23 protein-coding genes and 2 pseudogenes are annotated in these 22,653 nt (G+C 58.1%); 11 read left to right on the top strand and 14 right to left on the bottom strand.

Features of this window, described 5'->3' with window-relative positions; genetic code table 11:
* Positions 1-152: 152 nt before the first annotated feature.
* The gene (locus ASD02_RS30060) at positions 153-584 is read left to right on the top strand and encodes a DUF932 domain-containing protein (RefSeq protein WP_244494314.1); all 432 of its coding nucleotides are present in this window, start codon (positions 153-155) and stop codon (positions 582-584) included.
* Positions 585-1,035: 451 nt separating this feature from the next.
* On the opposite strand, the gene ASD02_RS30055 is transcribed toward ASD02_RS30060, so the two are convergent.
* Complete coding sequence (locus ASD02_RS30055) at positions 1,036-1,953, bottom strand: LysR substrate-binding domain-containing protein (RefSeq protein ID WP_057210951.1); 918 nt, start codon at positions 1,951-1,953, stop codon at positions 1,036-1,038.
* A 102-nt stretch (positions 1,954-2,055) separates the two neighbouring features.
* Between ASD02_RS30055 and ASD02_RS30050 the strand changes: the two genes are divergently transcribed.
* The 5 genes and pseudogenes from ASD02_RS30050 to ASD02_RS39435 form a co-directional block, all read left to right on the top strand.
* Entirely contained in the window at positions 2,056-3,450 is a 1,395-nt protein-coding gene (locus ASD02_RS30050) for a M20 family metallopeptidase (RefSeq protein WP_057221465.1), read from the top strand.
* Between the two features lie 67 nt (positions 3,451-3,517).
* Entirely contained in the window at positions 3,518-4,315 is a 798-nt protein-coding gene (locus ASD02_RS30045) for a transporter substrate-binding domain-containing protein (RefSeq protein ID WP_158268948.1), read from the top strand.
* A 6-nt stretch (positions 4,316-4,321) separates the two neighbouring features.
* A complete protein-coding gene (locus ASD02_RS30040; RefSeq protein WP_063978386.1) occupies positions 4,322-5,032 on the top strand; it encodes an ABC transporter permease subunit in 711 nt (236 codons plus the stop codon).
* 2 nt (positions 5,033-5,034) lie between these two features.
* Positions 5,035-5,775, top strand: coding sequence for an ABC transporter permease subunit (locus ASD02_RS30035; RefSeq protein ID WP_057221464.1), 741 nt, complete (start codon positions 5,035-5,037; stop codon positions 5,773-5,775).
* Positions 5,776-5,945: 170 nt separating this feature from the next.
* Positions 5,946-6,216, top strand: a pseudogene (locus ASD02_RS39435) (integrase core domain-containing protein); the annotation flags it as partial.
* 60 nt (positions 6,217-6,276) lie between these two features.
* On the opposite strand, the gene tauA reads toward ASD02_RS39435, so the two are convergent.
* Positions 6,277-7,287 carry a taurine ABC transporter substrate-binding protein gene (tauA, locus tag ASD02_RS30025; RefSeq protein WP_057221463.1) on the bottom strand — a complete coding sequence of 337 codons (1,011 nt, stop codon included), beginning with the start codon at positions 7,285-7,287 and terminating at the stop codon, positions 6,277-6,279.
* Positions 7,288-7,329: 42 nt separating this feature from the next.
* Positions 7,330-8,304 (bottom strand): agmatinase, encoded by a 975-nt coding sequence (gene speB, locus ASD02_RS30020; protein WP_057221462.1) that lies wholly within the window; start codon positions 8,302-8,304, stop codon positions 7,330-7,332.
* 170 nt (positions 8,305-8,474) lie between these two features.
* Here speB and ASD02_RS30015 point away from each other — a divergent pair, with 170 nt between their 5' ends.
* Positions 8,475-9,410, top strand: a complete 936-nt coding sequence (locus ASD02_RS30015; protein ID WP_082555674.1) for a LysR family transcriptional regulator — start codon at positions 8,475-8,477, stop codon at positions 9,408-9,410.
* Positions 9,411-9,420: 10 nt separating this feature from the next.
* On the opposite strand, the pseudogene ASD02_RS30010 reads toward ASD02_RS30015, so the two are convergent.
* Positions 9,421-9,657 (bottom strand): annotated as a pseudogene (locus ASD02_RS30010) (XRE family transcriptional regulator); the annotation flags it as partial.
* 175 nt (positions 9,658-9,832) lie between these two features.
* Between ASD02_RS30010 and ASD02_RS30005 the strand changes: the two are divergent.
* The gene (locus ASD02_RS30005) at positions 9,833-10,630 is read left to right on the top strand and encodes an inositol monophosphatase family protein (RefSeq protein ID WP_057221460.1); all 798 of its coding nucleotides are present in this window, start codon (positions 9,833-9,835) and stop codon (positions 10,628-10,630) included.
* Here the strand turns inward: ASD02_RS30005 and ASD02_RS30000 are convergent.
* From ASD02_RS30000 to ASD02_RS29970, 7 genes are all read right to left on the bottom strand, one after another.
* Positions 10,611-11,333 carry a glycerophosphodiester phosphodiesterase family protein gene (locus tag ASD02_RS30000; protein ID WP_057221459.1) on the bottom strand — a complete coding sequence of 241 codons (723 nt, stop codon included), beginning with the start codon at positions 11,331-11,333 and terminating at the stop codon, positions 10,611-10,613. The two genes, ASD02_RS30005 and ASD02_RS30000, sit on opposite strands and share 20 nt — an antisense overlap.
* Positions 11,334-11,434: 101 nt before the next feature.
* On the bottom strand, positions 11,435-12,490 hold the full coding sequence (locus ASD02_RS29995) for an ABC transporter ATP-binding protein (protein ID WP_057221458.1): 1,056 nt from the start codon (positions 12,488-12,490) through the stop codon (positions 11,435-11,437).
* A gap of 36 nt (positions 12,491-12,526) precedes the next feature.
* Positions 12,527-13,336, bottom strand: coding sequence for an ABC transporter permease subunit (locus ASD02_RS29990; protein WP_025430883.1), 810 nt, complete (start codon positions 13,334-13,336; stop codon positions 12,527-12,529).
* The gene (locus ASD02_RS29985) at positions 13,333-14,187 is read right to left on the bottom strand and encodes an ABC transporter permease subunit (RefSeq protein WP_244494312.1); all 855 of its coding nucleotides are present in this window, start codon (positions 14,185-14,187) and stop codon (positions 13,333-13,335) included. The genes ASD02_RS29990 and ASD02_RS29985 overlap by 4 nt, the downstream gene beginning before the upstream one ends.
* A gap of 16 nt (positions 14,188-14,203) precedes the next feature.
* Positions 14,204-15,343 (bottom strand): extracellular solute-binding protein, encoded by a 1,140-nt coding sequence (locus ASD02_RS29980; protein ID WP_057221456.1) that lies wholly within the window; start codon positions 15,341-15,343, stop codon positions 14,204-14,206.
* A 36-nt stretch (positions 15,344-15,379) separates the two neighbouring features.
* Complete coding sequence (locus tag ASD02_RS29975; RefSeq protein ID WP_057247490.1) at positions 15,380-16,309, bottom strand: carbohydrate kinase family protein; 930 nt, start codon at positions 16,307-16,309, stop codon at positions 15,380-15,382.
* Positions 16,309-17,694, bottom strand: a complete 1,386-nt coding sequence (locus ASD02_RS29970) for a 6-phospho-beta-glucosidase (RefSeq protein ID WP_057221454.1) — start codon at positions 17,692-17,694, stop codon at positions 16,309-16,311. The genes ASD02_RS29975 and ASD02_RS29970 overlap by 1 nt, the downstream gene beginning before the upstream one ends.
* Positions 17,695-17,706: 12 nt before the next feature.
* Between ASD02_RS29970 and ASD02_RS29965 the strand changes: the two genes are divergently transcribed.
* The 3 genes from ASD02_RS29965 to ASD02_RS29955 all read left to right on the top strand — a co-directional run bounded on the left by ASD02_RS29965 (position 17,707) and on the right by ASD02_RS29955 (position 20,931).
* Positions 17,707-18,609: a GntR family transcriptional regulator gene (locus tag ASD02_RS29965; protein ID WP_244494311.1), complete on the top strand. Its 903-nt coding sequence runs from the start codon at positions 17,707-17,709 to the stop codon at positions 18,607-18,609.
* A 28-nt stretch (positions 18,610-18,637) separates the two neighbouring features.
* Positions 18,638-19,114 (top strand): YdeI/OmpD-associated family protein, encoded by a 477-nt coding sequence (locus tag ASD02_RS29960; protein WP_057221453.1) that lies wholly within the window; start codon positions 18,638-18,640, stop codon positions 19,112-19,114.
* Positions 19,115-19,596: 482 nt separating this feature from the next.
* Positions 19,597-20,931, top strand: coding sequence for a TadE/TadG family type IV pilus assembly protein (locus ASD02_RS29955; RefSeq protein ID WP_057221452.1), 1,335 nt, complete (start codon positions 19,597-19,599; stop codon positions 20,929-20,931).
* A gap of 14 nt (positions 20,932-20,945) precedes the next feature.
* Here ASD02_RS29955 and ASD02_RS29950 read toward each other — a convergent pair whose 3' ends face one another.
* From ASD02_RS29950 to ASD02_RS37610, 3 genes are all read right to left on the bottom strand, one after another.
* Entirely contained in the window at positions 20,946-21,341 is a 396-nt protein-coding gene (locus ASD02_RS29950; RefSeq protein WP_057210918.1) for a type II toxin-antitoxin system HigA family antitoxin, read from the bottom strand.
* Positions 21,341-21,637 carry a type II toxin-antitoxin system HigB family toxin gene (locus tag ASD02_RS29945; RefSeq protein ID WP_057210953.1) on the bottom strand — a complete coding sequence of 99 codons (297 nt, stop codon included), beginning with the start codon at positions 21,635-21,637 and terminating at the stop codon, positions 21,341-21,343. The genes ASD02_RS29950 and ASD02_RS29945 overlap by 1 nt, the downstream gene beginning before the upstream one ends.
* A gap of 591 nt (positions 21,638-22,228) precedes the next feature.
* A complete protein-coding gene (locus ASD02_RS37610; protein WP_082523522.1) occupies positions 22,229-22,459 on the bottom strand; it encodes a helix-turn-helix transcriptional regulator in 231 nt (76 codons plus the stop codon).
* Positions 22,460-22,653 lie beyond the last annotated feature (194 nt).

The following is a 22,653-nucleotide window of genomic DNA, read 5'->3' as shown; positions in this document are numbered from 1 at the left end:
CTGCAGACCACGGCGAGGTCGGATCCGAAGGCGATCGCAGAAATGGAAACGCTGCTTGGCGAACTCCTCGCTCTCTATAGATCGACCGCGAAGGAGGCATCTACGCCCGAACCGCCCGCTTCGACACCGGCCGCGCCCTGACCGAAACTGAAATGCGCCACATCGCACCGTCAATCTTTGCCGTGACCGCCCATGAGAGCCGGTCCGAACGTTTCGAACCCATCCCGACCATCGAGGTATTGCGCGGCCTTATGAACGAAGGCTTCATGCCGGTCGGCGCCAAGCAGTCGCGCAGCCGCATCGAAGGCAAGGCCGATTTTACCAAGCACCTCATCCGGCTACGCCGCATCGATGACGGCAAGATTTACAATGTCGGGGATACGGTTTGCGAAATTCTCCTGAAAAACGCCAATGACGGAACCAGCGCCTACGAGCTGATGGCCGGGCTTTTCCGTGTCCGTTGCCTCAATTCCTTGGTGACGCAGACCGGCACCATCGATGCCAACAAGGTTCGCCATTCCGGTGACGTCCAACACAAGGTCATCGAAGGCACCTATCGCGTTCTCGGCCAGGCCCCACGATAAGCTACGGGTGTCATGCCGACCTCTCGGCGAGGCATATGGCGGACAACCAAGCGACTGCTTAAATGCCCTGCAAAAGTGGGGAATACTAAGATTCACCACCTCGGCCAAATGAGAGAGGGATAGACCGACATCGAGGTTCTCGTCGATTTTCTCGATGACCCTGTTCAGGCTTGCCGGCGTCAATCCGCCTTTGCGAACGGAAGGAATATACCTCTGCCGACGGAGCAACTGTGCGAAGATCGTCGCAACATAGCTTTCGACTAGAAGAGCACTGTGTGGCCACCCTTGGTCCTGTATTTCTGCACCGATCCCACGCGCCGCATTCATAAGGACTGGATCCTCACAGGGACGTCGGACCAACGTGAAACTAACCAACCTGCACACGATGCGTCTCTTGCTCGAACGAGGCCGGCGAGAACAGTACTCGGACTGAAAGCACATGCGGGACTGGTTACCCCAGTTTCGCCGTCGCAAGACCTTGATCCAAGAGCCAGCTTCTTAAGATCGCAACCTCTGGTCGCGCAAGATTAGCGTCGGGTGTCATGATGACATAGGGCTGCCTAATCGGCAGCGATATCCCGAAGGCATCGACCAGCCGCCCGGTGCATAGTTCGGTCTCGACCAGGAAATCTGGAACCAGAGCGAAGCCGGCGCCCGACAGACAGGCACCGATCGCAAGGTGCACCAGATTGAACGACAAGGTTGACCGCAGTTCGAGATGCCCAAACCCAGTTGCAGCAAACCATGCTTCCCACCCTTCATCGTGCCAGCCCGGTTCGGCATAATCCACCTTGATCAGGGGCCGGGACAACAAGTCAGCAGGTGTCGACGCAGGCGGGAGGGTGGCCGCCAAGTCGGGCGAACCGACGACAATCAGGCTGCCATTGATCAGCGTATCCTGTCGGACGCCCGGAATCGTTCCACGGCCATGATAGATTGCAAGATCCGGATCCGGTTCCCTAGCGCTCCACCGGTGCGGCAGAGCCATGACAGCCACGGAGATGTCGGGATGGGCCTTGCGAAACTTGCCAATGCGGGGTGCAAGCCACTTCGTTGCGAGTGAAAACTGGCAACGAACGGTGACGGTGCTGAGCCCGCCGGGCACTCGTGCCGCAGCGCCGACGGCGGTGAGTTGATCGAAGATCGCACCGAGGCGCGTTGCAAAGACCCGGCCGGCCTCCGTCAATCCCACACCATTGGCGCGCCGTTCAAACAGCGGTCCACCGACCCACTCTTCGAGCTGTTTCATGTGATGACTGACTGCGCCCGGGGTCACGCTCAGCTCACCAGCCGCCCTGGCGAAGCTCAGATGGCGCGCCGCAGCTTCGAAAGCGCGCAGTGCGGGCAGCGGTGGTAAATGACGGGCCATGTCGAGACTCAATCCAGCTAAGGGTAACCGAGAGAAGTTTTGGTTTGCTTGCATATTCGTCCGCGTGACATCGTGCTGTCAACGCAATGAATGAGCAGGATTATGTCTAGGGATCAATCTATAGCCACCGCCGTCGCCTATCTGGCCAACGGGCGCTTTCTGGCCGATCTGACACGCCGCGTCGCAATCGCGACCGAAAGCCAGAATCCCGCACGGCGCCCGGAATGCGTGCGTTATTTAAACGAGTTCAGGCAGGATCTCACAAGCCTCGGCTTTACTGGCGACATTCTGGACAACCCGGATCCCATGGGCGGCCCGCTGCTGATCGCGCGGCGCGACGAAGCAGGACATCTGCCGACACTGCTCGTCTATGGACATGCGGACGTGGTGGCTGGCATGGAAGGCGCATGGTCGAATGGCCGTGATCCCTGGCGCGTGAGTGTCGAGGGCGACCGCCTCTACGGTCGCGGTACCGCCGACAACAAGGGCCAGCACACAATCGTGATGCTGGCTCTGGAAGCGGTTCTGGCGACGCGCGGATCCCTCGGCTTTAACGTCGTGGTGCTTATCGAAACCTCTGAGGAGACCGGTTCGGCCGGACTTCACCAGATTTGTTCGGAACATCGTTCGAAGCTCAAGGCCGATTGGCTGATCTCATCGGACGGACCTCGCCTGGCCCGCGACCGCGCGACACTTGATGGTGGCACCCGTGGAACCGTTGATTTCGATCTGATCTGCGATCTCAGGGCTGGCGCACATCATTCCGGCAATTGGGGCGGTCTGATTGCCAACCCGGCCGTGATCCTCGCCAACGCCATCTCCAGCCTGGTGTCGGCGACCGGTCAAATCAATGTTCGAGGAATTCTTCCAACTGAAGTTCCTCCGGGCGTCATGGCCGCACTCGGTCGAATAGAGCTTCAAGCCGAGAGCGGCGGCCCGGAGCTTGACGGCTGGTGGGGCGAGCGGGGATTGACGCCATCGCAACGCGTCTTCGGCTGGACGGCGCTCGAAGTCTTGGCGATGACGGCAGGCACGCCGGCTCTACCGATCAATGCCATTCCGCCCCGCGCATCTGCACGACTGCAGATCCGTTACACCGTCGATACCGATCCGGCGGGCTTCATGCAGACAATTCGCGCCTACCTCGACGAAAACGGCTTTGGCAATGTCGCCGTCGTCCCAAAGGCAACAGAACTGGAATGGGGCGCCACACGCCTCGATCCCGAGCATCCCTTGATGCGCTGGGCGGCTGCGTCCGTTCGAAGGACGACGGCGGTGGAACCGACAATTCTGCCGAATGCCGGAGGCTCTCTACCGAACGATTGCTTCGCAGATCTGTTAGGAATTCCAACAGTCTGGGTGCCGCACTCCTATTCGGGATGCTGTCAGCATGCGCCGGACGAACATCTGCTGACGCCACTTGTCGCAGAGGGTCTTGCAATCATGGCAGGCCTGTTCTGGGACCTCGGCACGGACGACCGACCCGAACGCTTTTGAACCTGCCAACACAAATACAATGAGGGGGACAATCATGAAAGCAAAATGGACGGAACTGGTCGCAGCATTGACGCTTGCAGCATTATGCGCGACGCCGGTCTTGGCTGAGGACTTACCTGAAGTGCGCATCGGAACGGATGGCGGCTATCTTCCCTGGACCTCGATGACGCCTGCGGGAGAACTGACCGGTTTCGATATTGAACTGGCAAGGCTCGTGTGTCAGCGAATGCAGCGCAGCTGCCGCTTCACCGCCCAACCTTGGGAAGGACAGATTCCCGCTCTTGAGCAGGGCAAATATGACATCCTCGTCGGTGGGATATCGATCACCCCAGAGCGGCAGAAACGCCTTGCCTTCACGCAGAGCTACGGCAACCTGCCGATCAATTTTGCGGCCGCCAAAAATTCCGGCCTGAACGGGAAAAGCTCCTGGGCAGAGCTCAAGAATGCGCTGGTAGGCAAGACGGTCGGCGTCCAATCCGGCACGCAAAGTCAAAAGTTCATGGACAATGAACTGAAGGGCGAAGTTAACGTCCGCCTCTACGACAATCAGGACAGCCTCAATCTCGACCTATTGGCTGGAAGGATTGACGCCGCACTTGCGGGGCGTTCCCCGTGGATAGCTCTCACGGGTTCGTCACAAGGCGAAACGATCGAGATCCTGTCACCCAATCTTGATTTCGAGCAGTTCGACTATCTCGGCGTCGGTGTCGGCGGACTGATGCGCAAGGATACCGCGGAGCTTCGCAAAGCATGGGACGTGGCCCTTTGCCAACTGAAGAAAGACGGCGAAGTCACACGGATTTCGCAGCAATGGTTTGGTTTCGATATCTCGACCAAGGCCGACCCGAAAATCTGCGGGGAATGATTTTTGATGGCTGCGGACGCGTCCATTCTTCAAATGCTGGCCTGGGGCGATCAGGGCTGGTCCAGGCCGCTCCTTGTCGGACTCGGCGTCACCGTAACCTGCGCGAGCCTCGGCTACGTTCTCGGTGTCGCCCTTGGGTTTGCGATTGCACTGGCGAAGCTCGGAAGCAATCGCTGGATCGCGGGCGCAGCCAATCTCTATACGACGGTGATGCGAGGAGTGCCGCCCTTGCTCGTCATTTTCCTTCTCTTTTTCGGATCCAACGGGGCGCTGATGTGGGTCGCGCGCGGTTTCGGTTACACCGGCTACATCGAGATAGACGCGTTTTCGGTCGGCGTGATGGCCGTCACCCTCGTCTCGGCATCCTATAGCTCCGAAGTGTTCCGCGGCGCGCACGGCACAATTCCAGCCGGGCAGTTCGAGGCTTTCGCCGCGCTCGGCCTTCGTCCGTTTCTGGGACTCTATTTGGTCATCATGCCGCAAATGTTCCGGCAGGCCCTGCCGGGCCTGGGCAATGTCTGGATCATGGCCATCAAGGAAACGACACTGCTTTCCGTGATCTCTGTGGCCGAGCTTATGCGGGTCGTCGGCCTCGCCGGGCGCACGACCGGACAACCCTTCGTCTTTTACGGCGCCGCGGCTGTCATCTATTTCGTGCTTGTCGCCGTATCCTCGCGGGTGTTCGTCGCCGTCGAGAACAGAATGCGCTGGGGCTGATCATGGATTTCGAAACGACACTACACGTTGCTAGCGAACTGGCTGGCGCAATCTGGGTCACATTGGCACTGGCGGCTGCAACCCTCCCACTTGGTTTCGTCCTGGCGGGTATTGCCACTTGGGCGCGTGCTTCGCGTCATGGGTCTCTTCGGGCTATCGCATCAGCCTATGTTCTAGCGTTCCGCTCCACGCCGCTGCTGGTTCAGATCTTCGTACTTTACTATGGCCTCAGCCAGTTCGCATGGCTGCGCGAAAGTCCAGCATGGATCCTGTTGAGGGAGCCTTTCGCCTGTGCTGTGATCGCCATGAGCCTTTGCTCGGGCGCATATACGGCCGAGGTGATGCGCGGCGGTCTGGCCGCCGTGCCCAAAGGCGCGATCGAGGCAGCCCGCGCACTGGGACTGTCGTCGATCAAGGTCTTTTTTCTCGTCACCGCTCCGATAGCTGTGAGACGCGCTTTGCCGGCCTACAGCAACGAGATCGTCGTGTCACTCAAGGCGACGTCGCTTGCCAGCACCATCACGGTGATGGAACTGACCGGTGTAGCAAAGGATCTGATGAGCAAGACCTTCGCCGTCATCCAGGTATTCTGCATGGTAGCCGCCATATATTTGGTCATCAATTCGGCACTGATCCTCGGATTGCGTTTGTTGGAAATCTACCTTGCTCCACCACACGAGCGGCCGCTTAGGCATCAGCGCGGGAGAAATCGAAAGGCTGAAGTAAGATCAGCGGACGCATGAGTTGAAGCCAAGCGAATTCAAAACTTGACGCTCTTGTGGGGAAACGGGCCCGCGACCATCCGTTAGAGTTCTCCGTCGCCTGCGATCGAGCTCAAACGATCAGGATCGCGCGAAAGTCATTGACGTTCGTGACCGTAGGTGGGGTCACAACGAGATCCACCATTACATCGATCTCCCGAGATCTCGACCTTTGGGCCCATGTCAACAACGTCATGCTGGACTTCTCGCGGCCCGGCAAGCCGACGGACAATGGCTTCATCGAGGCGTTCAACAGCAAGCTCCGTGCGGAATGCCTGACGCTCATTGGTTCCTGACCCTTGCGGATTAACGCGATACTACAACGAGGGACGTCATCACTCGGGGATCGGTTACAAGGCTCCGATCCTACTGCATAATCCCGGCAGCATTGACGATGAAGTGAACCCGTCCACACCATCATAAGAAGGGAATGCTCGGGGGCCTATAAAAAGTCCCCGGGGCGCTCGTGCAGCAGCCAAAAGATTACTCTGCGCGTTCCAGATAGTCATCCGTAACGAACCCTGAATAATCATCGAGAACCGTCCCGATCTTTCCCTGCGATTTCAGAAAGTCCGCCGTCAGCTTCAGTGTTTTTGCTCCGCCGCCTTCTGCCGCACACCCTAACCAGGAGCATGAAATTTGCTCGCTGAGCGATGGATATCTATAGTTGGAAATATCCTCTGCAACAGTCTCGGCATCAGCACCAAAAAGATTGGATATCAGCTTTACGTTGTCCGATTCAGCGCCCCATTCGGACCTGTTATTCTTGTAGTCCTGATTGGCGGCATTGATGATGTCGACAAACTGGCGCATGAAATCGCTGTTCTTTTCGGCGAAGCTGGTGGTGGCGACCATTCCTTCGAACGTGCAACGCCCCATTTGGCAAATCTCGCCTGAGGTGACCAAAGGCTTGCCATCCAACTTTAGGCGCGCCATTGCAGCCCCCCAGATGAATGCACCGTCAACATCCTTGCGCTCCCAAGCAGCAGCAGCTTTATTCGGGTCGAGGTTCAACACGGTGGTCTGGCCATCAATGCCCCATTGCTCCAGCGCATACATCAACTGGTAGTGACTCGTGCTGGCGAAGGGAACCGCAAGCTTCTTGCCGGCGAGATCGGCAGGCTTGTTGATGCCAGAGTCATTGCGGACATAGAGTGCTTCAGCGCTAGCAATGTCCTCCAGTATCCAGAATAGCTTGATGTCCAGGCCGGCCGTCGCTGCGACCGCCAACGGGCTTGAGCCCAGCACGCTGATATCAATCGCCCCCGACGCCATGGCACTGATAATTTCCGCGCCGGTGTTGAACTGGCGCCAATTGATCGTGTAGCCAGTTTGCGTCTCAAATGACTTGTCGGCAACACGAGCGACCCAAGGGCTCGGCGTGAGCTGGTAGGCGATGTTCACTACATTTTGCTCGGCTTGTGCGGGACGTACCGATGGCAACGAAACCAAGAGCGTCACGCCTGCCATCGCTATGGCGTTGTTCAATTTCATCTGTTCCTCCAATGGTTTACTTAAACTTCTGCTTTTTGAAAATTATGCCCTGGCTCTCGCGATACCGCTGGCCGCAACGCAGAGGATCTCGAATAGCAGCGTGGCCGCAGCGAGCGCCGTGTTGCCACTCAGATCGAATGGTGGGGAAACCTCGACGACATCCGCACCGACGCAATTGATGCCATCAAGACCTCGAACGAGAAGTTGGGCCTCGTGCGTGGTCATACCGCCAATTTCAGGGGTTCCTGTTCCTGGCGCGTAGGCGGGATCAAGCGCATCGATATCGAAGCTGATGTACGTCGGAGCAGAGCCAACAACGGCGTGCGCCTCGCGCAGAACCCGTTCGACGCCCAACGTCCTGTATTCGTCAAAGTCGATGACACGGATACCCTGCTCGCGCCCCCACCCATCATCACCATCGGCGTACAGCGCTCCTCGTATTCCAATCTGTACCGTGCGCTTTGGGTCGAGAATTCCCTCCTCGATGGCTCGACGGAAGGGTGTTCCGTGGGTGTACTTCTGACCACCGAAATAGGAATCCCATGTATCCGTATGCGCATCTATGTGGACCATGCCCAACGGCCCGAAACGTCGGCTGACCGCACGCATGACGGGCAGCGTTGACAAATGATCGCCGCCTACAAAAAGCGGAAGAATGCCTGAGACGCAAACCTCGCCAGCAAACCGCTCGATACGGGTCATCGAATCTGCCAGATCTGCCGGATTTACTGGGGTGTCACCGAGATCTGCGCACCGACACAATGCAAATGGATTAATGCCGTTCGCACGGTTCACATTGCGAACCATGGTGGATGCATCACGTACCTGCCGTGGTCCCTGCCTGGCGCCCGGGCGATTGGTTGTTCCTCCATCCCAGGGAACACCAAACAGACCGATCTGCACGTCGTTCCAATCGGGAGTACCCGGGAGGACTTGCGGCAACCGCATCAAGGTGGCCGCCCCGGCATATCGCGGCATCTCCGTCCCTGTTATGGGGGTGAATCTTGGATCAGACATGACAACTCCTCCAACGTCCATTTCTCGACATTGGATTGCTCTCACGTCGTGTAGCGCAGACGAATAGCTAGTTGAACAAGTTGACTTCTCACCAAACCGAAGTGATCATCGACTAGGGATATTCTTGTCTATTCATTGCCGATTGCGACAACACTGCCTGGGGTGTATGCGTGCGAGCTGTTTCAGATTTTGACCTTCGCCTCTTTACCGTTTTCAGGACGGTGGTCGACTGCGGAGGACTATCCGCATCCCAATCGATTCTCGATATGAGCCTTTCCAACATCAGCACGCACCTTGCAAACCTCGAGAAAAGGGTTGGATTCAAGGTTTGCCGCCGAGGGCGATCCGGGTTCGGACTGACACCGGGCGGTACGGAGCTTTATTCATCCATCACCGAACTTTTCGAGTCGATAGACGAGTTCCGCAGTAAAACATGGCTGACGAAGAAACGGATCGGCCGCGAATTGTCGCTTGGAATCGTTGACGGGCTAATCTCGGAGCACCAATTCAAACTGCAACGCGCTATTCATAAACTGGGATTAATCGACGACGACATACTTATAAGGATCGACGTTCTTTCGCCCGACAAGCTGAAGAGCAGTCTGGCCAACGGGGATGTGGACTTCATCGTCGGCCCCACTTCCATCGCCTCGGAATCCGTCGTCATCAAGGAAGCCTTTCACGAGAGGATGACCTTGTTCTGCTCCGCGCAGCATGCTCTCGCCGACAAGAAAACGCAGAAGGATAAGATATTCAATCAAGACGACAAGTTCGGGTTTGTCTCGCGGGGTTATCTCCGGGAATCCTTACAGCCCGCCTTCATCCCCAATTTCGAAACGGCAGCAATTGTGCACTCGATGGAGGCCGCAGCGATGTTGATACTGAGCGGGAAATATATCGGATACCTTCCGGACCATTACGCAAAGACATGGGAAGATCTCAACGAGATGGTGCGTATCATGCCTGATGTTAAAAGCCATGTCGTACCGTTTGGTCTTATGTATCGACGCGATCATAAATTACCGCTGCCGGCCAAACTGCTACTCGAATACCTCAAACCTTCGATTGCCCCCACGGAAAATTCTCAAAACCCGCCGGCGGCTTGATTGCAGCCATTTAGCGAAAATCACCGCGGGCAACGCTTTCGGCCGCTGCAAGGATGTCGTCGTCATGGCCGCGTTTCAGCACATCGAGCCCCGTCCGCTCATCCAGAGCGCCATGCGGCGTAATTAGGAAACGGTAAACCGCCCATGCGCTGCCCAGAATCGCATGCAACTTCGGGAGCGCAGCATAGGGCCGTCCATCCCGGTCGAGTTGCCATGCCGGAAAGCGGAAGCCGCGTTTGGCGCCGTCATCGGGAATTGCCCAAGGCAAAGCCATGATGCTCATCTCCGCTACAGCTTCTGGCGAGCAAGCCAGTCGAAGCTGTGCGCAGGCCCACCTGGCGGCCACACCGATCAATAACTTGCTCATCTGGAAATGACCTGTTATGACCAGTCCGATGTAAACCCACTTTGGAAGGCGATCCATGTCATTTCAGCCGAGCGACGTAGCATCAGCGATGATAGATGCGGCGCGCGCTGGCGGTGCCATCGCTCTAAAATACTACGCTGCGAACGAGACCATCGGCATGGTTGAAAAAGCGCCCCGGGACTATCAGCTGGCGGCCGACATCGCGACCGAACGCGCGATTGCAGCTGTGCTCAATGAGAAATGCCCGGACGCGGGGATTGTCGGCGAGGAAAAGACAAGCGACCGGGCTGGAGACGGCCGGCGGACATTCATCATTGACCCGATCGACGGGACGTCGAACTTCGCGTTCCATATTCCATTCTTTGCGCAGGTCATTTCGCATCTGGAAGACGGCCGAGTAACGGCTGGCGTCGTCTTCGACCCAATCCGTGACGAAATGTTTGTCGCGGAGGCAGATAGAGGCGCATATCTGAACGGCAAGCGGCTGCCCGTTTGCGGCGATGTGTTGCCGGAGCGATCCGTGGTCGGTGTCGGACTTCCCATCCCCGGACAGGTCCAGGGGATATCGGTTGAGCGCTATCACACCGCCCTGCGCGCGGTGATCGACCGGGCGGCCGTCACCAGGCGGCTTGGTTCCGCTGCGCTTTCCGTTGCCTATGTCGCAGCCGGGCGGCACCATGCTTGTTTCGAAGATGGGCTCGACACGCTCGACTATCTCGCGTCTGCACTGCTGGTCAGGGAGTGCGGAGGCGTCGTCACCGACTTCCAGGGAAATGAGCAGAATGGCAATGGCGCAGTTCTCGCCAGCGTGCCGGCGCTTCAACGCTGGCTGCTCAGCCTATTTGCGGAATGAGCCGGTCTAGCATTTTTTCAAGAACAAGCGGCTCGTCCGTCGTGATTTGATCAACGCCTGCTTGTACCAGCCGGCGCAATGTCTCATCGACCCCGTGGTGGTCGGCATCGAGTGTATATGCGTCGACCTTCATGCCCGCCGATTGAAAAATCGAGACGACGTTCACGCCGGCATCGAGGCCGGCAAGTATGATCGGGTATTCGAGATAGACATATGCCGCAAACGGCACTGTATGGACGGCATCGCCGGCGAAGGCCTCAAAAGCCCCGGTTCGGCGGAGCCTAGTCAGTGTGTCGTCGCGGCAAGGGTCATAACCGATCTTGAGCCCCGGTAGGCCGGCGCCAAGGCTGAGCAGTCCTGCCGGGTCATCTCCAGAAAGGATAAAGCGATCTGCACAGGATGCGAGACATGCATGGAAATGCTGACGATGGCCGGCAGAAAGCGCCCCGATGTCGTCCTTGAAATCCAGCTGCATCAAAGCGTCCGGGTGAACCGCGTCACCGTCCATCGCCGCGGCAAGATCGCCAAGCAGCATGGGTTGCAGGTCGGTCAGATGACCCTCATCGGTGCGCATTACCATTGACCTGACATCCGACGACGTGAAATCCCGCACCGGACCAGCAGCACTCGTTTCCCGATCGACTGTCGCATCGTGCAGACAGACGAAATCGCCATCGCCAAGGGCGCGCAGATCCACTTCCATCGATGCGCCGCATGCCCACCCCTGCAACATGCTGGTGAGACCGAACGCACAGTCGGATCGGACCTGGCGCAAGCGATGCCACTTGAGGGCGGGCCGCAAACTCATCTGGAGACTGAGGCCGAACGAAAGACGTCGTGCCCGTCCTTGAAGACGGAGAAATGCACAGGATCCACGAATATTTCCTGACCCGGTTCGAGTACCGTCTCCGTGTCGGCATGTATCTTCACGCGGTTGACGCCGTCTGTTGTCGCCTCGACAGTGCGGTAAGCTCCGAAATGGACGACCCTGGTAATCTTCGCCGATGCCGAAGTGTGTCCACCTTGGGCAGCGATCGCCAGCTTCTCCGGCCGAACAGCAAGGGTTGCCTCACCATCCGGCAATGGTACTTTTACTCTGAAACCGGCAGCATCCATCACCCCCGACGAAACACGCCCGTCGATCAGGTTCATCGCGCCGATGAAGCCGGCGACAAACCTGTCCTGCGGCTGTGCATAGATATCGGCTGGTCCACCGACTTGGTTGATCTTTCCAACCGACATCACGACGACCCGGTCCGCTATCGCAAGCGCCTCGTCCTGGCCGTGGGTTACAAAGACGGTGGTGATGCCAAGCTCGCGCTGGATGTTACGTACTTCCTCGCGCAGCCGCTCCCTGAGATGTTGGTCGAGGCTGGCGAAAGGTTCGTCCATCAGCAGGATTTTCGGCTCCAGAACGATGCATCGCGCGATCGCAACGCGTTGCTGCTGACCGCCCGAAAGACGCAGCGGACTGCGCTTGCCATAGCCGCTGAGACCGACCAGATCGAGCGCTGCATCGACCTTGCGGGCAATTTCCGTTCGGCTCATCTTTCTGAGCTTCAACCCGAACGCGATGTTTTCAAAGACGTTCATATGCGTCCAGAGCGCGTGGCTTTGAAAAACCATTGCCGTCGGACGGCTCTCCGGCGCGCGCGCTGTCACGTCGATGCCATCGATGAGAACGCTACCTGCCGTGGGCTTTTCGAAGCCTCCCATGATCCGCAGGAGCGTCGACTTGCCCGATCCCGACGGTCCGAGCAGGCAGACCAGTTCGCCCGATGCTATTTCGAGAGAGATGTCGCGGACTGCGGCCATGTTGCCGTAGCGCTTCTCGATTCCCTTCAGTTCCAATTTCGCCATTTCAACAGAACTCCGACAACACGCGTGCGTGCGGCGTCATGCGCCAAATCCTTTTGCAAACTGGTTGGATGCCAAGACACGGCGAGCAAACAACAATGCGATGAACGATGGCACCCAAAGCAGAACCGAGAGGACGGCCCCATATTGCACCACGATCTGCCCGGTAATCATCTGCAACATCACCATTGGCATCGTGCGCAGCTTGGGAGCACCGACCAGCCATGCGCCTTCTGTCTCGTAAAAGGTCGAAACAAATGTGAGCAGCATCGCTGCCCCGATAGCGGGGGCGGCTTGGGGAATAGTGATGCGTATGAATGTCCGCACGGGCCCGGCCCCCACATCACGCGCGGCTTCCTCTAACCGACGGTCGACGCCGCGGAATGCCGCCGACGGGAGCCAGATCATGATCAGCATGGTATTCAGCAACTGCACCAGGACGATGCCCCAGAACGTGCCCACAAGGCGCAGGCTCAGGAACAGCGTCGCGATCATCACTATGAGCCCGAATCGGGGAAAGGCGTTGATTGCGAGGAACGACATCATGAAGGTCCGGCGCCCGACGAACTCCATTCGTGCGAAGGCATAGGCCGCCGGCAGACAGATCACCGCCGACAGAAGCGTCACAGTGACCGAAAGGGCAAGTGACAGGCGCAAGGCCGACAGAACGTCGGCCCGCGCCAGGGTCGTATGCCAGTAGCGCAAGCCCCATTCGGTCGGAAGCAGCGCCGGGTAGGTCCATTTCTCGGCAAAAGCCCAGAGAAAGACCGTCGCGATGGGCATCACCACATAGGCAATGAGGACAAGCATGATGACAATGCCGACGATCGTACTGGCGCGGATCTTCATACGTCCTGCTTTCTCGTCAGCATGACGACATAGAGGATGCCAAACACGGAGCAGGTCAGGAAAGTGATCACCGCCTGCGCTGCGGCAAAATCGGGCTGACGGACTTCCGAAAATGTCCTCAGCATGTAAGGGCCCATCATCTCCGGAGACGCCGGTCCCAGCATGTAGGGGATAACGAACGAGCCGAAAAGGCTGATGACGTTCAACGCCATCACCACCAGAAGCGAGTCGACCATGAGCGGCAGAATGATGCGATGGAAGATGACGACATACCCGGCTCCGACATCGCGGGCGGCCTCGATTGCCTCTTGTGACACCTTGGCCATCCCCGCGGTCAGGATAAGCAAGGTCAAGGGCATATGGTCCCAGACCAAGCCGATGACCGGCCCCCACGGAGTCAGATATGGCGAGTTATAGGATCTGAAGCCGACGACCTCCAGCAGCGACTGGAGCAAGCCGTTCGGGCCGATGTATCGAATGAGCGCATAGGCGACGATGATACCCGGCACAAACATCGGAAAAAGCGCCAGGGCTTGAACGACGGCGGCCAAGCGGCTGCGGGTGAAATGCAGATAGATGGCGATCGGCAGACAAATGGCGATCAACAGAACCAACGTCACCACCGTCGTCCACACGGTGCGAACATAGTTGGCAACACTATAGGGATCCGTGAAGAACCGGTGATACCGGGCAAGGCTCCAGGAGACGGAGCCGTCGGCTGCGGTCTCCTGGAGTGTTTGCAGGACAGAAACGCCAGCGGGATAAAGCAGCAGGCAGACCATGACTGCAAGCGGCGGACCGATTAGCAGCAGCCCTTTCAGGTTTCGTGCAGAGTTGCCTTCGCTTCCCAAACCAGCCTCCGATCTGTTAGTTTCGCGCGATCGCGGGCGCGACGTTGCGATACCAGCCGTCATTGACAGCGGCTTCCCACTCGCCGTCGGGGAAGGCAGGAATCGACTTCGGGATGATGTCGGCATTTGCGGTGCGGATTTCGTCCGAAAGATAGGACCATTCGATCGACGGGAACCCGGCGATCTGATCGACGATCTGTTCCTGGACGGCAGGCGAAATGAGCACGTTTGCGAGTTTGGTCGCCGCCTCGATATTCGTGGCATTGGTCGGAATGGTGCAATAGGCAAACCCGCCAACGAATGCCAGATCCTGCAGTTGCGCGAGCTTGATATGAGACGGTAGCTCACCCGATTTCACGCCGGACAGGGCCTGATCCGACCAGGTTGGCACCATCGAGACGACACCCGATACAAGCAATTGCAGCGACGGCGTGTTGCCGGCCGTGTAGGATCCGCCCTGGTAGAGCGAAGGTGCGAGATCCCTCAGGATCTCCCAGGCCGGCGGCAGCATCGCGTCGGCTTTTTCCTTGCTGAAATTGGCTGCCGTGAATGCAGACGGGTCTCGTCCGTTGGCTTCGTGGATCGCGCGCCGCACGAAATTGCCGCCGGATCCGCCCTTGTCCGGACGATTGTAGATGAACTGGCCGGGCGTTGCCTTGATCCAGGCCGTCAGTTCCTCCCAGGTCTTTGGAGGCGTCTGCACCTTGGTGGAGTCATAGGCCAGAACCACCTGTGACCCACGGTATGGCAGGCCGAAATTCGTATCGATCGCAAGCTTGTTGAGCTTCGAATAGTTGCTCATCGATGCCTTGGAAAAATCGAGCCAGAGACCGGCATCGATCGCGCCGACGGTATTGCGTGGATTGAAGGCCTCCATCACATCGACCTGCGGATCGCTCTTTGTCTTCAGCGCCGCAAGAGCTCGGTCGGCCAATGCCATCATCCCCGAGTTTCCGTCAGACACAGTAACGTTCACGACGAGGTCCGGGAGCTCTTGCTGCAGGGCCGGAACAACGACATTGGACCAGAAATCCGCCACGTTCTGATCGCTTCCCACGATCACTTCAACCGCCCCGTCGGCGCCGAAAGCCAGCCTGGGGCTGATGGCAATTGCTGCAGCTGCCGCTGCGGATGCAAGGAATTCCCGACGTTTCATATGCATGCTCCCACGTTGCGTTTGATGTGTCGTTCTCTACCAGGTAGCTTCTGCCATGCTTTGAAGAAGCTCACTTTCTAGAGGCAGTGCCTTGCCGCCATGTGCCGTCACCGAGGCCGAGCCGCAGGCAACCGCCGCTCGAAGCGCCTTCTCCATCTGCCAGCCCTGCAATAATCCGTAGATGAAGCCGGCGTTAAAACTGTCGCCGGCACCCGTCGTGTCGACGACCTGGACTTGCGGTGCGCCAATTTCGATGACCTGACCAGCGTGGAGTGCAGCCGTTCCGTCGGCTCCCCTCTTGATCACGACGGTCGGGCAATATCGAGCAAGGGCGAGAAGCGCCCCATCATGGCTCTCACTACCTGTCAGCCGCTTTGCTTCGGTCTCATTGCAGATAAAGCAATCGGTGTGGAGCAGGATCTCAGCGAGATTGCCATCGGCTATATCTTCGTCGACATGCTGGCAATCCAGGCAGCAAAAGATGCCGATAGAGCGGGCAAAGGCGAACAGATCTGCCAAGTCGCTCCGGCAGGTGAGCCCTTGCACGATGAGAACACGCGGCCCGAGCCGTTCGATCTCAGCCTTTGACGGAAGCGTCTCGTCCCCTTGGAAGTGACTTAGGAACCCGCGGTCGTGTGCCATGGAGAATGCAGCGCTCAGGCGTATTCTTGCCTCTGCGCGCTGCTGGAACAGAGAAGCGTCGATATCATCTCGCGTCGCCGCTGCGATCATCAGCTGGCTGAAAAGATCAGTCCCGGTCTCGCACCACCAGCCGACCTTCACACCGAGCAAGGAAAACGCGCGCGCCGTCGTATAACTGGCTCCTGGGACGGCATCAAAGTTCTTCGACCACACGTCAGCGCCGAGCTTTGGTATCTCGCCAAGATCGGAAAAAATCAGGTCGTAGTAATACTCGCCGGCGAGCACCACGTCGTAAGGGGAGGCCCTGCACTGCTTTGAGAGCATCAGCGCCATTCCCCGGCAAAGGGTTGATGTGCAGCGATGTATTGCTCGACCAACGGCTCCGCGCGAGAATAGGACAACACGAGCGGGTGGGCCACGAGGGCCTCCACGGCCAAGTCCTTCCGCCGCTCGGCAATTGCTCTGACTGCGAGCCGCTCGTAACGCTTGATGTTGTGCACGAGCTGCGCTTGAGCTTCCGGCATCGCTCCGATCTTCTTCGTTTTGATCCCGTCACGACCGACGACGCAACTGACTTCGACGACGTCATCCGGACGAAGGCCGTCGATAGCGTCCCCGTTGCGCACGTTCAATCCGATATGGCACTCGGCTCCCGATTCCATCGCATCAATGATATTGAGCGCAACGCCGGCATAGCCCTCGCCGACACCGTCCGCGGCATGCGCACTGACCGCGCGGATGGCCCTGTCGGCATCTTCCATGCTCGGCGCTTCGGGCCGCGCGTAGTGCATGTAAGTCGCCTCGCGGCGCTGCTCATAGGCGAAGTATGCCGAAAGGGCAGCATCCGCATCGCGCTCGACGCCAATGGCGGAGAGTTCAGCAATCAATGTTCGATTGAGATCGCGGACCTCCTCGCCACGGGTGCGCGCATCGGCCTGGATGTCTCCAAGCGCCTTCTCGGCATAGTAGAAGTAGTAGAGATATTCGTTGAGCCAAAGGCGATGCCGCCGGATAATCGATGGATCAAAAATGCGCTGCGCCGTTTCGGCAAGAAACGCATCGTCATCCAGCAGCTCTTGCAGAACCTCGCGCCCTCCAACGACCGCCGACCGCGTAAACGACAGGTGATTGAGACCGAAGACTTCGGTCTGCACGTCCCTGACGGCAACACCGAGCTTCTGCGCCACCGCTTCCTGGGCCGCATTGGCACCATCACAGATGCCGACGACACGATCGAAGCCTGCGTCGCTCAAAGCCTGGGCCACCAGGCCCGCGGGGTTGGTGAAGTTGAAGAGCCAGGCATCCGGACTGACCTCTTTCAACAGCGTAGCATATTCCGTGATGACGGGAATGCTGCGCAACGCCATGGCAAAACCACCGGGTCCGGTGGTCTCCTGGCCGAGAACGCCGTGGGACAAGGCAATCCGCTCGTCCTTGACGCGTCCGTCCTCGCCGCCAGGCCGAACAGTCGTGACCACGTAACGTGCGCCCTCAAGGGCTTTCTCGGCAGTCACGGTGGCGGAAATGCGGACGGGCGACTGCATCCTGAGAGCAATCTCACGGGCGAGCCCACCGAAGATCTCGAGTTTCGATTGATCGACGTCATGCAGGCAGATTTCGGCAAGCCCACTGCGTTCGGCCCTGCGAAGAGCCGAAGCCACGAATAGGGGCGCTCTTACGCCGCCGCCGCCAATCAGAGTGAGCTTCATCGGATACCTCAGTTGTCTATTAATGCAGTCGTAACTGGTCATATCCAGACATGTCAAGATATACCGTTGCCTTGCCACCAGATTTCGTGCAGCACTGGAATCGTCACAAACGGTACGGAAAAGATGCCCGCAAAAAAGCCGACAATTCGAAGCAATCCGTTGGCGGAACGCGCCCGGCTGAAGCCGCTGGATCGCGATGACCAGCAACCTCTCTACAGGCAGGTCAAGCAGAACATCCTGGATCTGACGCGTGACGGCACGATCCCCGCACATTCCAAACTTCCGTCCGAGCGCGAGCTGGTACAGGCATATGATGTCAGCCGCATTACAATCAGACAGGCGCTTGTAGAACTCGTTCAGGAGGGCCATCTGCAAAGCCAGCCAGGCAAGGGCTTCTACGTCGCCGAAAGAAGTGAACCGTTCGAACTGCACTTGCTGACGAGCTTTACTGCCAACGCGATCGCCAAGGGCATGATTCCCGGCAGCCGCCTGCTGGAAGCCAAGATCTATGCCGCTCCGCCGGAGATTTCACGCGCGCTCTACCTGCCAGAAGCGGCCGACGTGGTGTTGTTGAAACGCCTTCGCACGCTCGACGACGTGCCGGTGGTCATACAGTATGACTGGCTGCAGCCCGTCGCATGCCCGGGCCTGCTGGATTTGGACTGGTCGACTGGAAACCGTTCGCTCTACGCTGAATTGCGCGAGCGTTACGGCCTGCGCCCCGTGCGTGGACAGACAACAATCAGTGCGCGCTATCCTGATGAAGACGAGATTGCATTGCTCAAACTGGAACAAAAGACCGCGGTGCTGACGTTGGATCAGATCGCGTTCTCCGCCGAAAACCGACCTATCAACATATCAACCTCGGTGCACCATCCCAAGCGCTATCCCCTGAGCATTCAACAGGGAGAATAGGTACGCGCAGCAGCATTGGATTTGGACGATGTCATCTAGCGACAATCAGAACAAAAATGCAGACAGGAGAGCAGGGACGTTCCAGGCGAAGGTTGTCCCTTCCGGCAATGCGACAGGTGTCGAGGTCCCCGATGCAGTAATGAAAAAGCTGGGTCCTGGAGGTCGCCCACCGGTGACTGTGACAATCAATGGCTTTAGTTGGCGCACGCGGGTGGCGGCCATGCGGGGGCAGCGGCTGATAGGGATCAGCGCTGCCCATCGCGCCGCCGCCAGGATCAGCGAAGGCGATATAGTCGAAATCGAAGTCGTGCTCGACGAGGCGCCCAGGGAGGTCGCCGAACCCGCAGAGCTCGCCGAGGCGCTCAATAACTCTCCGCAAGCCCGAATGGCTTTTGACCGCCTGCCTTTTGGGCTGCGGCAAAAGCACGTCAACGCGATCCACGAGGCCAAGACCTCAGAAGTTCGGGAACGCCGCATTCGCAAACTGGTCGATAATCTGAAATAAGCGCGCGCGATGAGTGCATGGACAATCGATCAGGCGTGAAAAAACAGGTCGCGCTCGACCGGCAGGCTGAGCTTGCCGGGCACGGATCAGAGGGCGTCGAGGCTAGCGTGGCGTCCCGCCGCCCGCTGTAGACTTCATAGCCAGTTCCCGGCGATACACTATGCGATCCCAGACGCACAAATCGGAAACAACCACCGCCGCAGAGCGGCCCAACGATACCCAGAGCGGCAGCACGGGCAGGCACCCGCCCGTTTCCGCTGTGGATTCCCCCGCACAGCGCCGGATGCCACAAAGTTTAACAATTTCTGAAGCTATTTCTCTACGCTTGATGGCTAAATTAGCAATCCTGTTTTGGAGCGCAAGGAGGGGACGCAGCCAGCCGCCGTATCCAGCTCCAACTCATTAGAATCGATTACCTTTATTGCTTTTTGGGCCACCTGGCTCCGAAGTCGTCCTGATCTGTTGAGGGGGCAACAAACAAGATGCCAAGCGATCTGAAGAACAACCTCGTCCGCATCCTTAAGGACGAAAACGGCAACTTTGCCGTCATGACTGCTCTCTTAATAATCCCGTTGTTCACGGGCGCTTCCATCGCCATCAATCTCGCCCGCATCAATCTCGAATCCGCCAAGATGCAGGACGCGCTCGATGCGGCCGCCTTTTCCGCGGTCAAGTCCTATGGCGAAGGGGAGGATGAAGCCAAAGCGAAGGACCTGGCGAACAACATCTTCTTCGCCAATTTCGGCACACCGGAGATTATCGACGAGATCGGGTCGGGCAGTTCGACGCCGGTGGCAACGCAGGCGATCAAGGTTACTTTTGGCACCCTCGGCGTCGAAAGCACGGCGACGACGACCTATGAGCTCAAATACGCTCCGCTCTTCTGGGGACTCCAACCCTATACGATCGATCGTGAAAGCGTCGCGGCGCGCATGCCGGGGCGGGAAGCCTGCATTCTGGCACTCCACCCGACCGCATCCCGGGCGTTCGAAGTGAGCGGCAGTGCCACTGTCGATACCTCCGGCTGTACCATCACGTCGGATTCGAGCGACGCACAGTCGATCTATCTCAGTGGGTCGGCCACTCTCAAGGCAGAGTGTCTTTATGCAACGGGCAAGGTTTCGGCGACGCTTGCCAATCTCGAGCTCGCCTGCGGCAAGGCGGTGGAAGGTGTTCCACCGATCCCGGACCCCTTCCGGTTCAAGAAAATGCCGACGACCGGGAGCTGGGTGAACCTCTCCGGATGCGGACAGAACTTTGTGGCCGGCGGTGGCGGCAATGGCGACTGTAACGGTACGAGCAAGACACCGAACAACGCACCCGCCGGCTACACTGTCGAACTGAAGCCCGGCACCTACGGCGGCTTGGAGATCAAGGGCGAGGTTCTTCTGCGGCCGGGCTCCTACATCATCGATGGCGGCACTCTGAAACTTGCCAGCCAGTCGGTGCTCACGGGTAATGGCGTCACCTTCTTCCTGATGAACGGTGCCCAACTCGACATTCACGGCGGCTCGACCTTCAAGATCACGCCGTCGCTGACCGGTGACTGGGCAGGTTTCTCGATCGTTGCCGCCAGGAACAACACGGCGACGGCCGTGATCAACGGCAACAGCGCCTCGTCGCTTGCGGGCATCATCTATATGCCGGCGTCACGTGAGATCCAGTATGCCGGCAATGGCTCCACCGGCGGCGAATGCGTACGCATCGTCGCGCAGGAGATCACGATGATCGGCAACAGCAGCTTCAAGCTGGATTGCAAGGCGGCGCTCGCGAACAACACCATTAACAATCCGGGTGCGATCCGTCTGGCCCGATAGTAAGCCAAATGATGCTAGGCTACCTCTCTTTCGCGGCCAACAAGATGATACGGTTCCACAAGGTGGTCAGAGGGAATATTCCACGCTTTATGCAGCCGGTGGATCATCTCCACGGTCAGAGCGCGCCTTTTATTAAGAACTTCAGAAGCTCGAGAGCGCGAACCCAAAATCACGGCAAGGTCGGCCTGAGTGCGGCCGAACATTTCCATGTGGGCCTTGATTAGCTCAACGGGTTCAGGTGCCTCGATCGGGTAGTGCGCGTCTTCATATGCCTCGATGAGGGCCGATAGAACGTCGAAGCGGTCAGCCTCCTCAGTCCCGAGTTCCGGCTGGTTCTCGAAATATGCCGAGACCTCTGCAATAGCCCATGCAAGGTCATCATCATTCCTGATGGCTCGAATGTTGTCCATTACACCGTCTCCGGGTTGATCTGATCGTACTCTTTGTGGGTGCCAACAAACTTGATCAGCAGCCGCTTATATGGATAGGCAACGTGGACGATCAGGCGATACTTGTTGCCGGAAATGTCGAATATGATGCGTTTATCGCTGACAAAGTCGATGTTGGCACCGAACATCGTCTTCACATCCGCCGGCTCCGTCCACGCCGCGCTGCTCACCATTGCGTACCAGGTCTTCAGGGGTACTTCCGCTTGGGAATGCCTTCCCCAGAAGGCTCTCAACGTGGACTTCGCTATGACTTGCATGCCGCACATATGTTCCCATATTGGGAACAAGCCTACAAATTTGTCAATGCCCAAACTCCTTCGTGACGAAAGCCCGGGGCGATTGCGCAACCAGGCTCCGCACGCACGATATAAACGGCACAGTGATTAGCCCAATGTCGCACACAGACAGGCTGGCGGCCGAGCAAAAAATTGAAAGCCTGAGAAAACCCGATGAAGCCCGAAAGGCAGCGGCACCTGCAGTTGTCCGATCCATCCCACTTTCGAAGGCTGACATGATCCGGGCAACGCTGCTCAATGGGAGCAATCCGCCGCGCTAAATCACGAGAGCGGCACTTTGGGTTCGAGTGGTGGCGCTCCCCGCGCATATCTGGCCGAAAAAGCTAGTCGGCTTCGAGCAACCAAAAAAGCCTCGTCTCGGAGGATCAGCATCGCGACGGCCAACGCCGGGATCCGGGAAGCCTAGGCCCGGCAAGCCGCTCCAATTGAAAAGCGCCCTGCCCTCACTTGCCCGACCTGACCACCGAAACCTCCGTATCGATCATACCCGTCTCTGGCGGCCGTTGGATCCTCATTGAGACGATGCAGGGCGCTTGCGTGGATGCCGCTTGCTCAATCTCTTGGTTTGGAAAAGCGAACGCCGACGCCACCACCATTTTCTGGGATGAACTCGATGCCTGCATCTTCAAGCACATGTCTTATGCCGTCAACAGTGCCGCTTCGCAGCTGGTCACCTCTCTCCAAACGGCTAATTGTCTGGGTTGAAACATTTGCCGCGACAGCCAGTTCCCGCACTCCCCAGCCTAATGCAACGCGGGCAAGCCTGCACTGGATAGCGTTCATTTCACAACACGGTTGTGATTTAACTTGCTCATTTTCGTCACCGCTTGTACCCTTATAAGCTGTAATCGGCTGGCCTTGGTGTTCGTACCACCGAGGCCAGCCTAACCACAACCTAGCTAGCTGGAGCTCGGATCATGGCTGATTCTGAGAATAGCAGAACTTTGCCTGCAATCACCCGTAGAGAAGAAAATTTT

The organism is Ensifer sp. Root1252, from assembly GCF_001425885.1.
Classification (GTDB): Bacteria; Pseudomonadota; Alphaproteobacteria; order Rhizobiales; family Rhizobiaceae; genus Ensifer; species Ensifer canadensis.
The sequence above is the reverse complement of the archived record's forward strand: the minus strand, read 5'-3'. Positions and strand labels throughout refer to the sequence as shown.

What these genes read in the sequence shown, in the direction of transcription:
- ASD02_RS30060 (WP_244494314.1), top strand. Translation starts at nt 153, where the DNA reads ATGCGCCACATCGCACCGTCAATCTTTGCCGTGACCGCCCATGAGAGC.
- ASD02_RS30055 (WP_057210951.1), bottom strand. Translation starts at nt 1,953, where the DNA reads ATGGCCCGTCATTTACCACCGCTGCCCGCACTGCGCGCTTTCGAAGCT.
- ASD02_RS30050 (WP_057221465.1), top strand. Translation starts at nt 2,056, where the DNA reads ATGTCTAGGGATCAATCTATAGCCACCGCCGTCGCCTATCTGGCCAAC.
- ASD02_RS30040 (WP_063978386.1), top strand. Translation starts at nt 4,322, where the DNA reads ATGGCTGCGGACGCGTCCATTCTTCAAATGCTGGCCTGGGGCGATCAG.
- ASD02_RS30035 (WP_057221464.1), top strand. Translation starts at nt 5,035, where the DNA reads ATGGATTTCGAAACGACACTACACGTTGCTAGCGAACTGGCTGGCGCA.
- tauA (WP_057221463.1), bottom strand. Translation starts at nt 7,287, where the DNA reads ATGAAATTGAACAACGCCATAGCGATGGCAGGCGTGACGCTCTTGGTT.
- speB (WP_057221462.1), bottom strand. Translation starts at nt 8,304, where the DNA reads ATGTCTGATCCAAGATTCACCCCCATAACAGGGACGGAGATGCCGCGA.
- ASD02_RS30005 (WP_057221460.1), top strand. Translation starts at nt 9,833, where the DNA reads ATGTCATTTCAGCCGAGCGACGTAGCATCAGCGATGATAGATGCGGCG.
- ASD02_RS30000 (WP_057221459.1), bottom strand. Translation starts at nt 11,333, where the DNA reads ATGGAAGTGGATCTGCGCGCCCTTGGCGATGGCGATTTCGTCTGTCTG.
- ASD02_RS29995 (WP_057221458.1), bottom strand. Translation starts at nt 12,490, where the DNA reads ATGGCGAAATTGGAACTGAAGGGAATCGAGAAGCGCTACGGCAACATG.
- ASD02_RS29990 (WP_025430883.1), bottom strand. Translation starts at nt 13,336, where the DNA reads ATGAAGATCCGCGCCAGTACGATCGTCGGCATTGTCATCATGCTTGTC.
- ASD02_RS29980 (WP_057221456.1), bottom strand. Translation starts at nt 15,343, where the DNA reads ATGAAACGTCGGGAATTCCTTGCATCCGCAGCGGCAGCTGCAGCAATT.
- ASD02_RS29975 (WP_057247490.1), bottom strand. Translation starts at nt 16,309, where the DNA reads ATGCTCTCAAAGCAGTGCAGGGCCTCCCCTTACGACGTGGTGCTCGCC.
- ASD02_RS29970 (WP_057221454.1), bottom strand. Translation starts at nt 17,694, where the DNA reads ATGAAGCTCACTCTGATTGGCGGCGGCGGCGTAAGAGCGCCCCTATTC.
- ASD02_RS29960 (WP_057221453.1), top strand. Translation starts at nt 18,638, where the DNA reads ATGTCATCTAGCGACAATCAGAACAAAAATGCAGACAGGAGAGCAGGG.
- ASD02_RS29955 (WP_057221452.1), top strand. Translation starts at nt 19,597, where the DNA reads ATGCCAAGCGATCTGAAGAACAACCTCGTCCGCATCCTTAAGGACGAA.
- ASD02_RS29950 (WP_057210918.1), bottom strand. Translation starts at nt 21,341, where the DNA reads ATGGACAACATTCGAGCCATCAGGAATGATGATGACCTTGCATGGGCT.
- ASD02_RS29945 (WP_057210953.1), bottom strand. Translation starts at nt 21,637, where the DNA reads ATGCAAGTCATAGCGAAGTCCACGTTGAGAGCCTTCTGGGGAAGGCAT.
- ASD02_RS37610 (WP_082523522.1), bottom strand. Translation starts at nt 22,459, where the DNA reads ATGAACGCTATCCAGTGCAGGCTTGCCCGCGTTGCATTAGGCTGGGGA.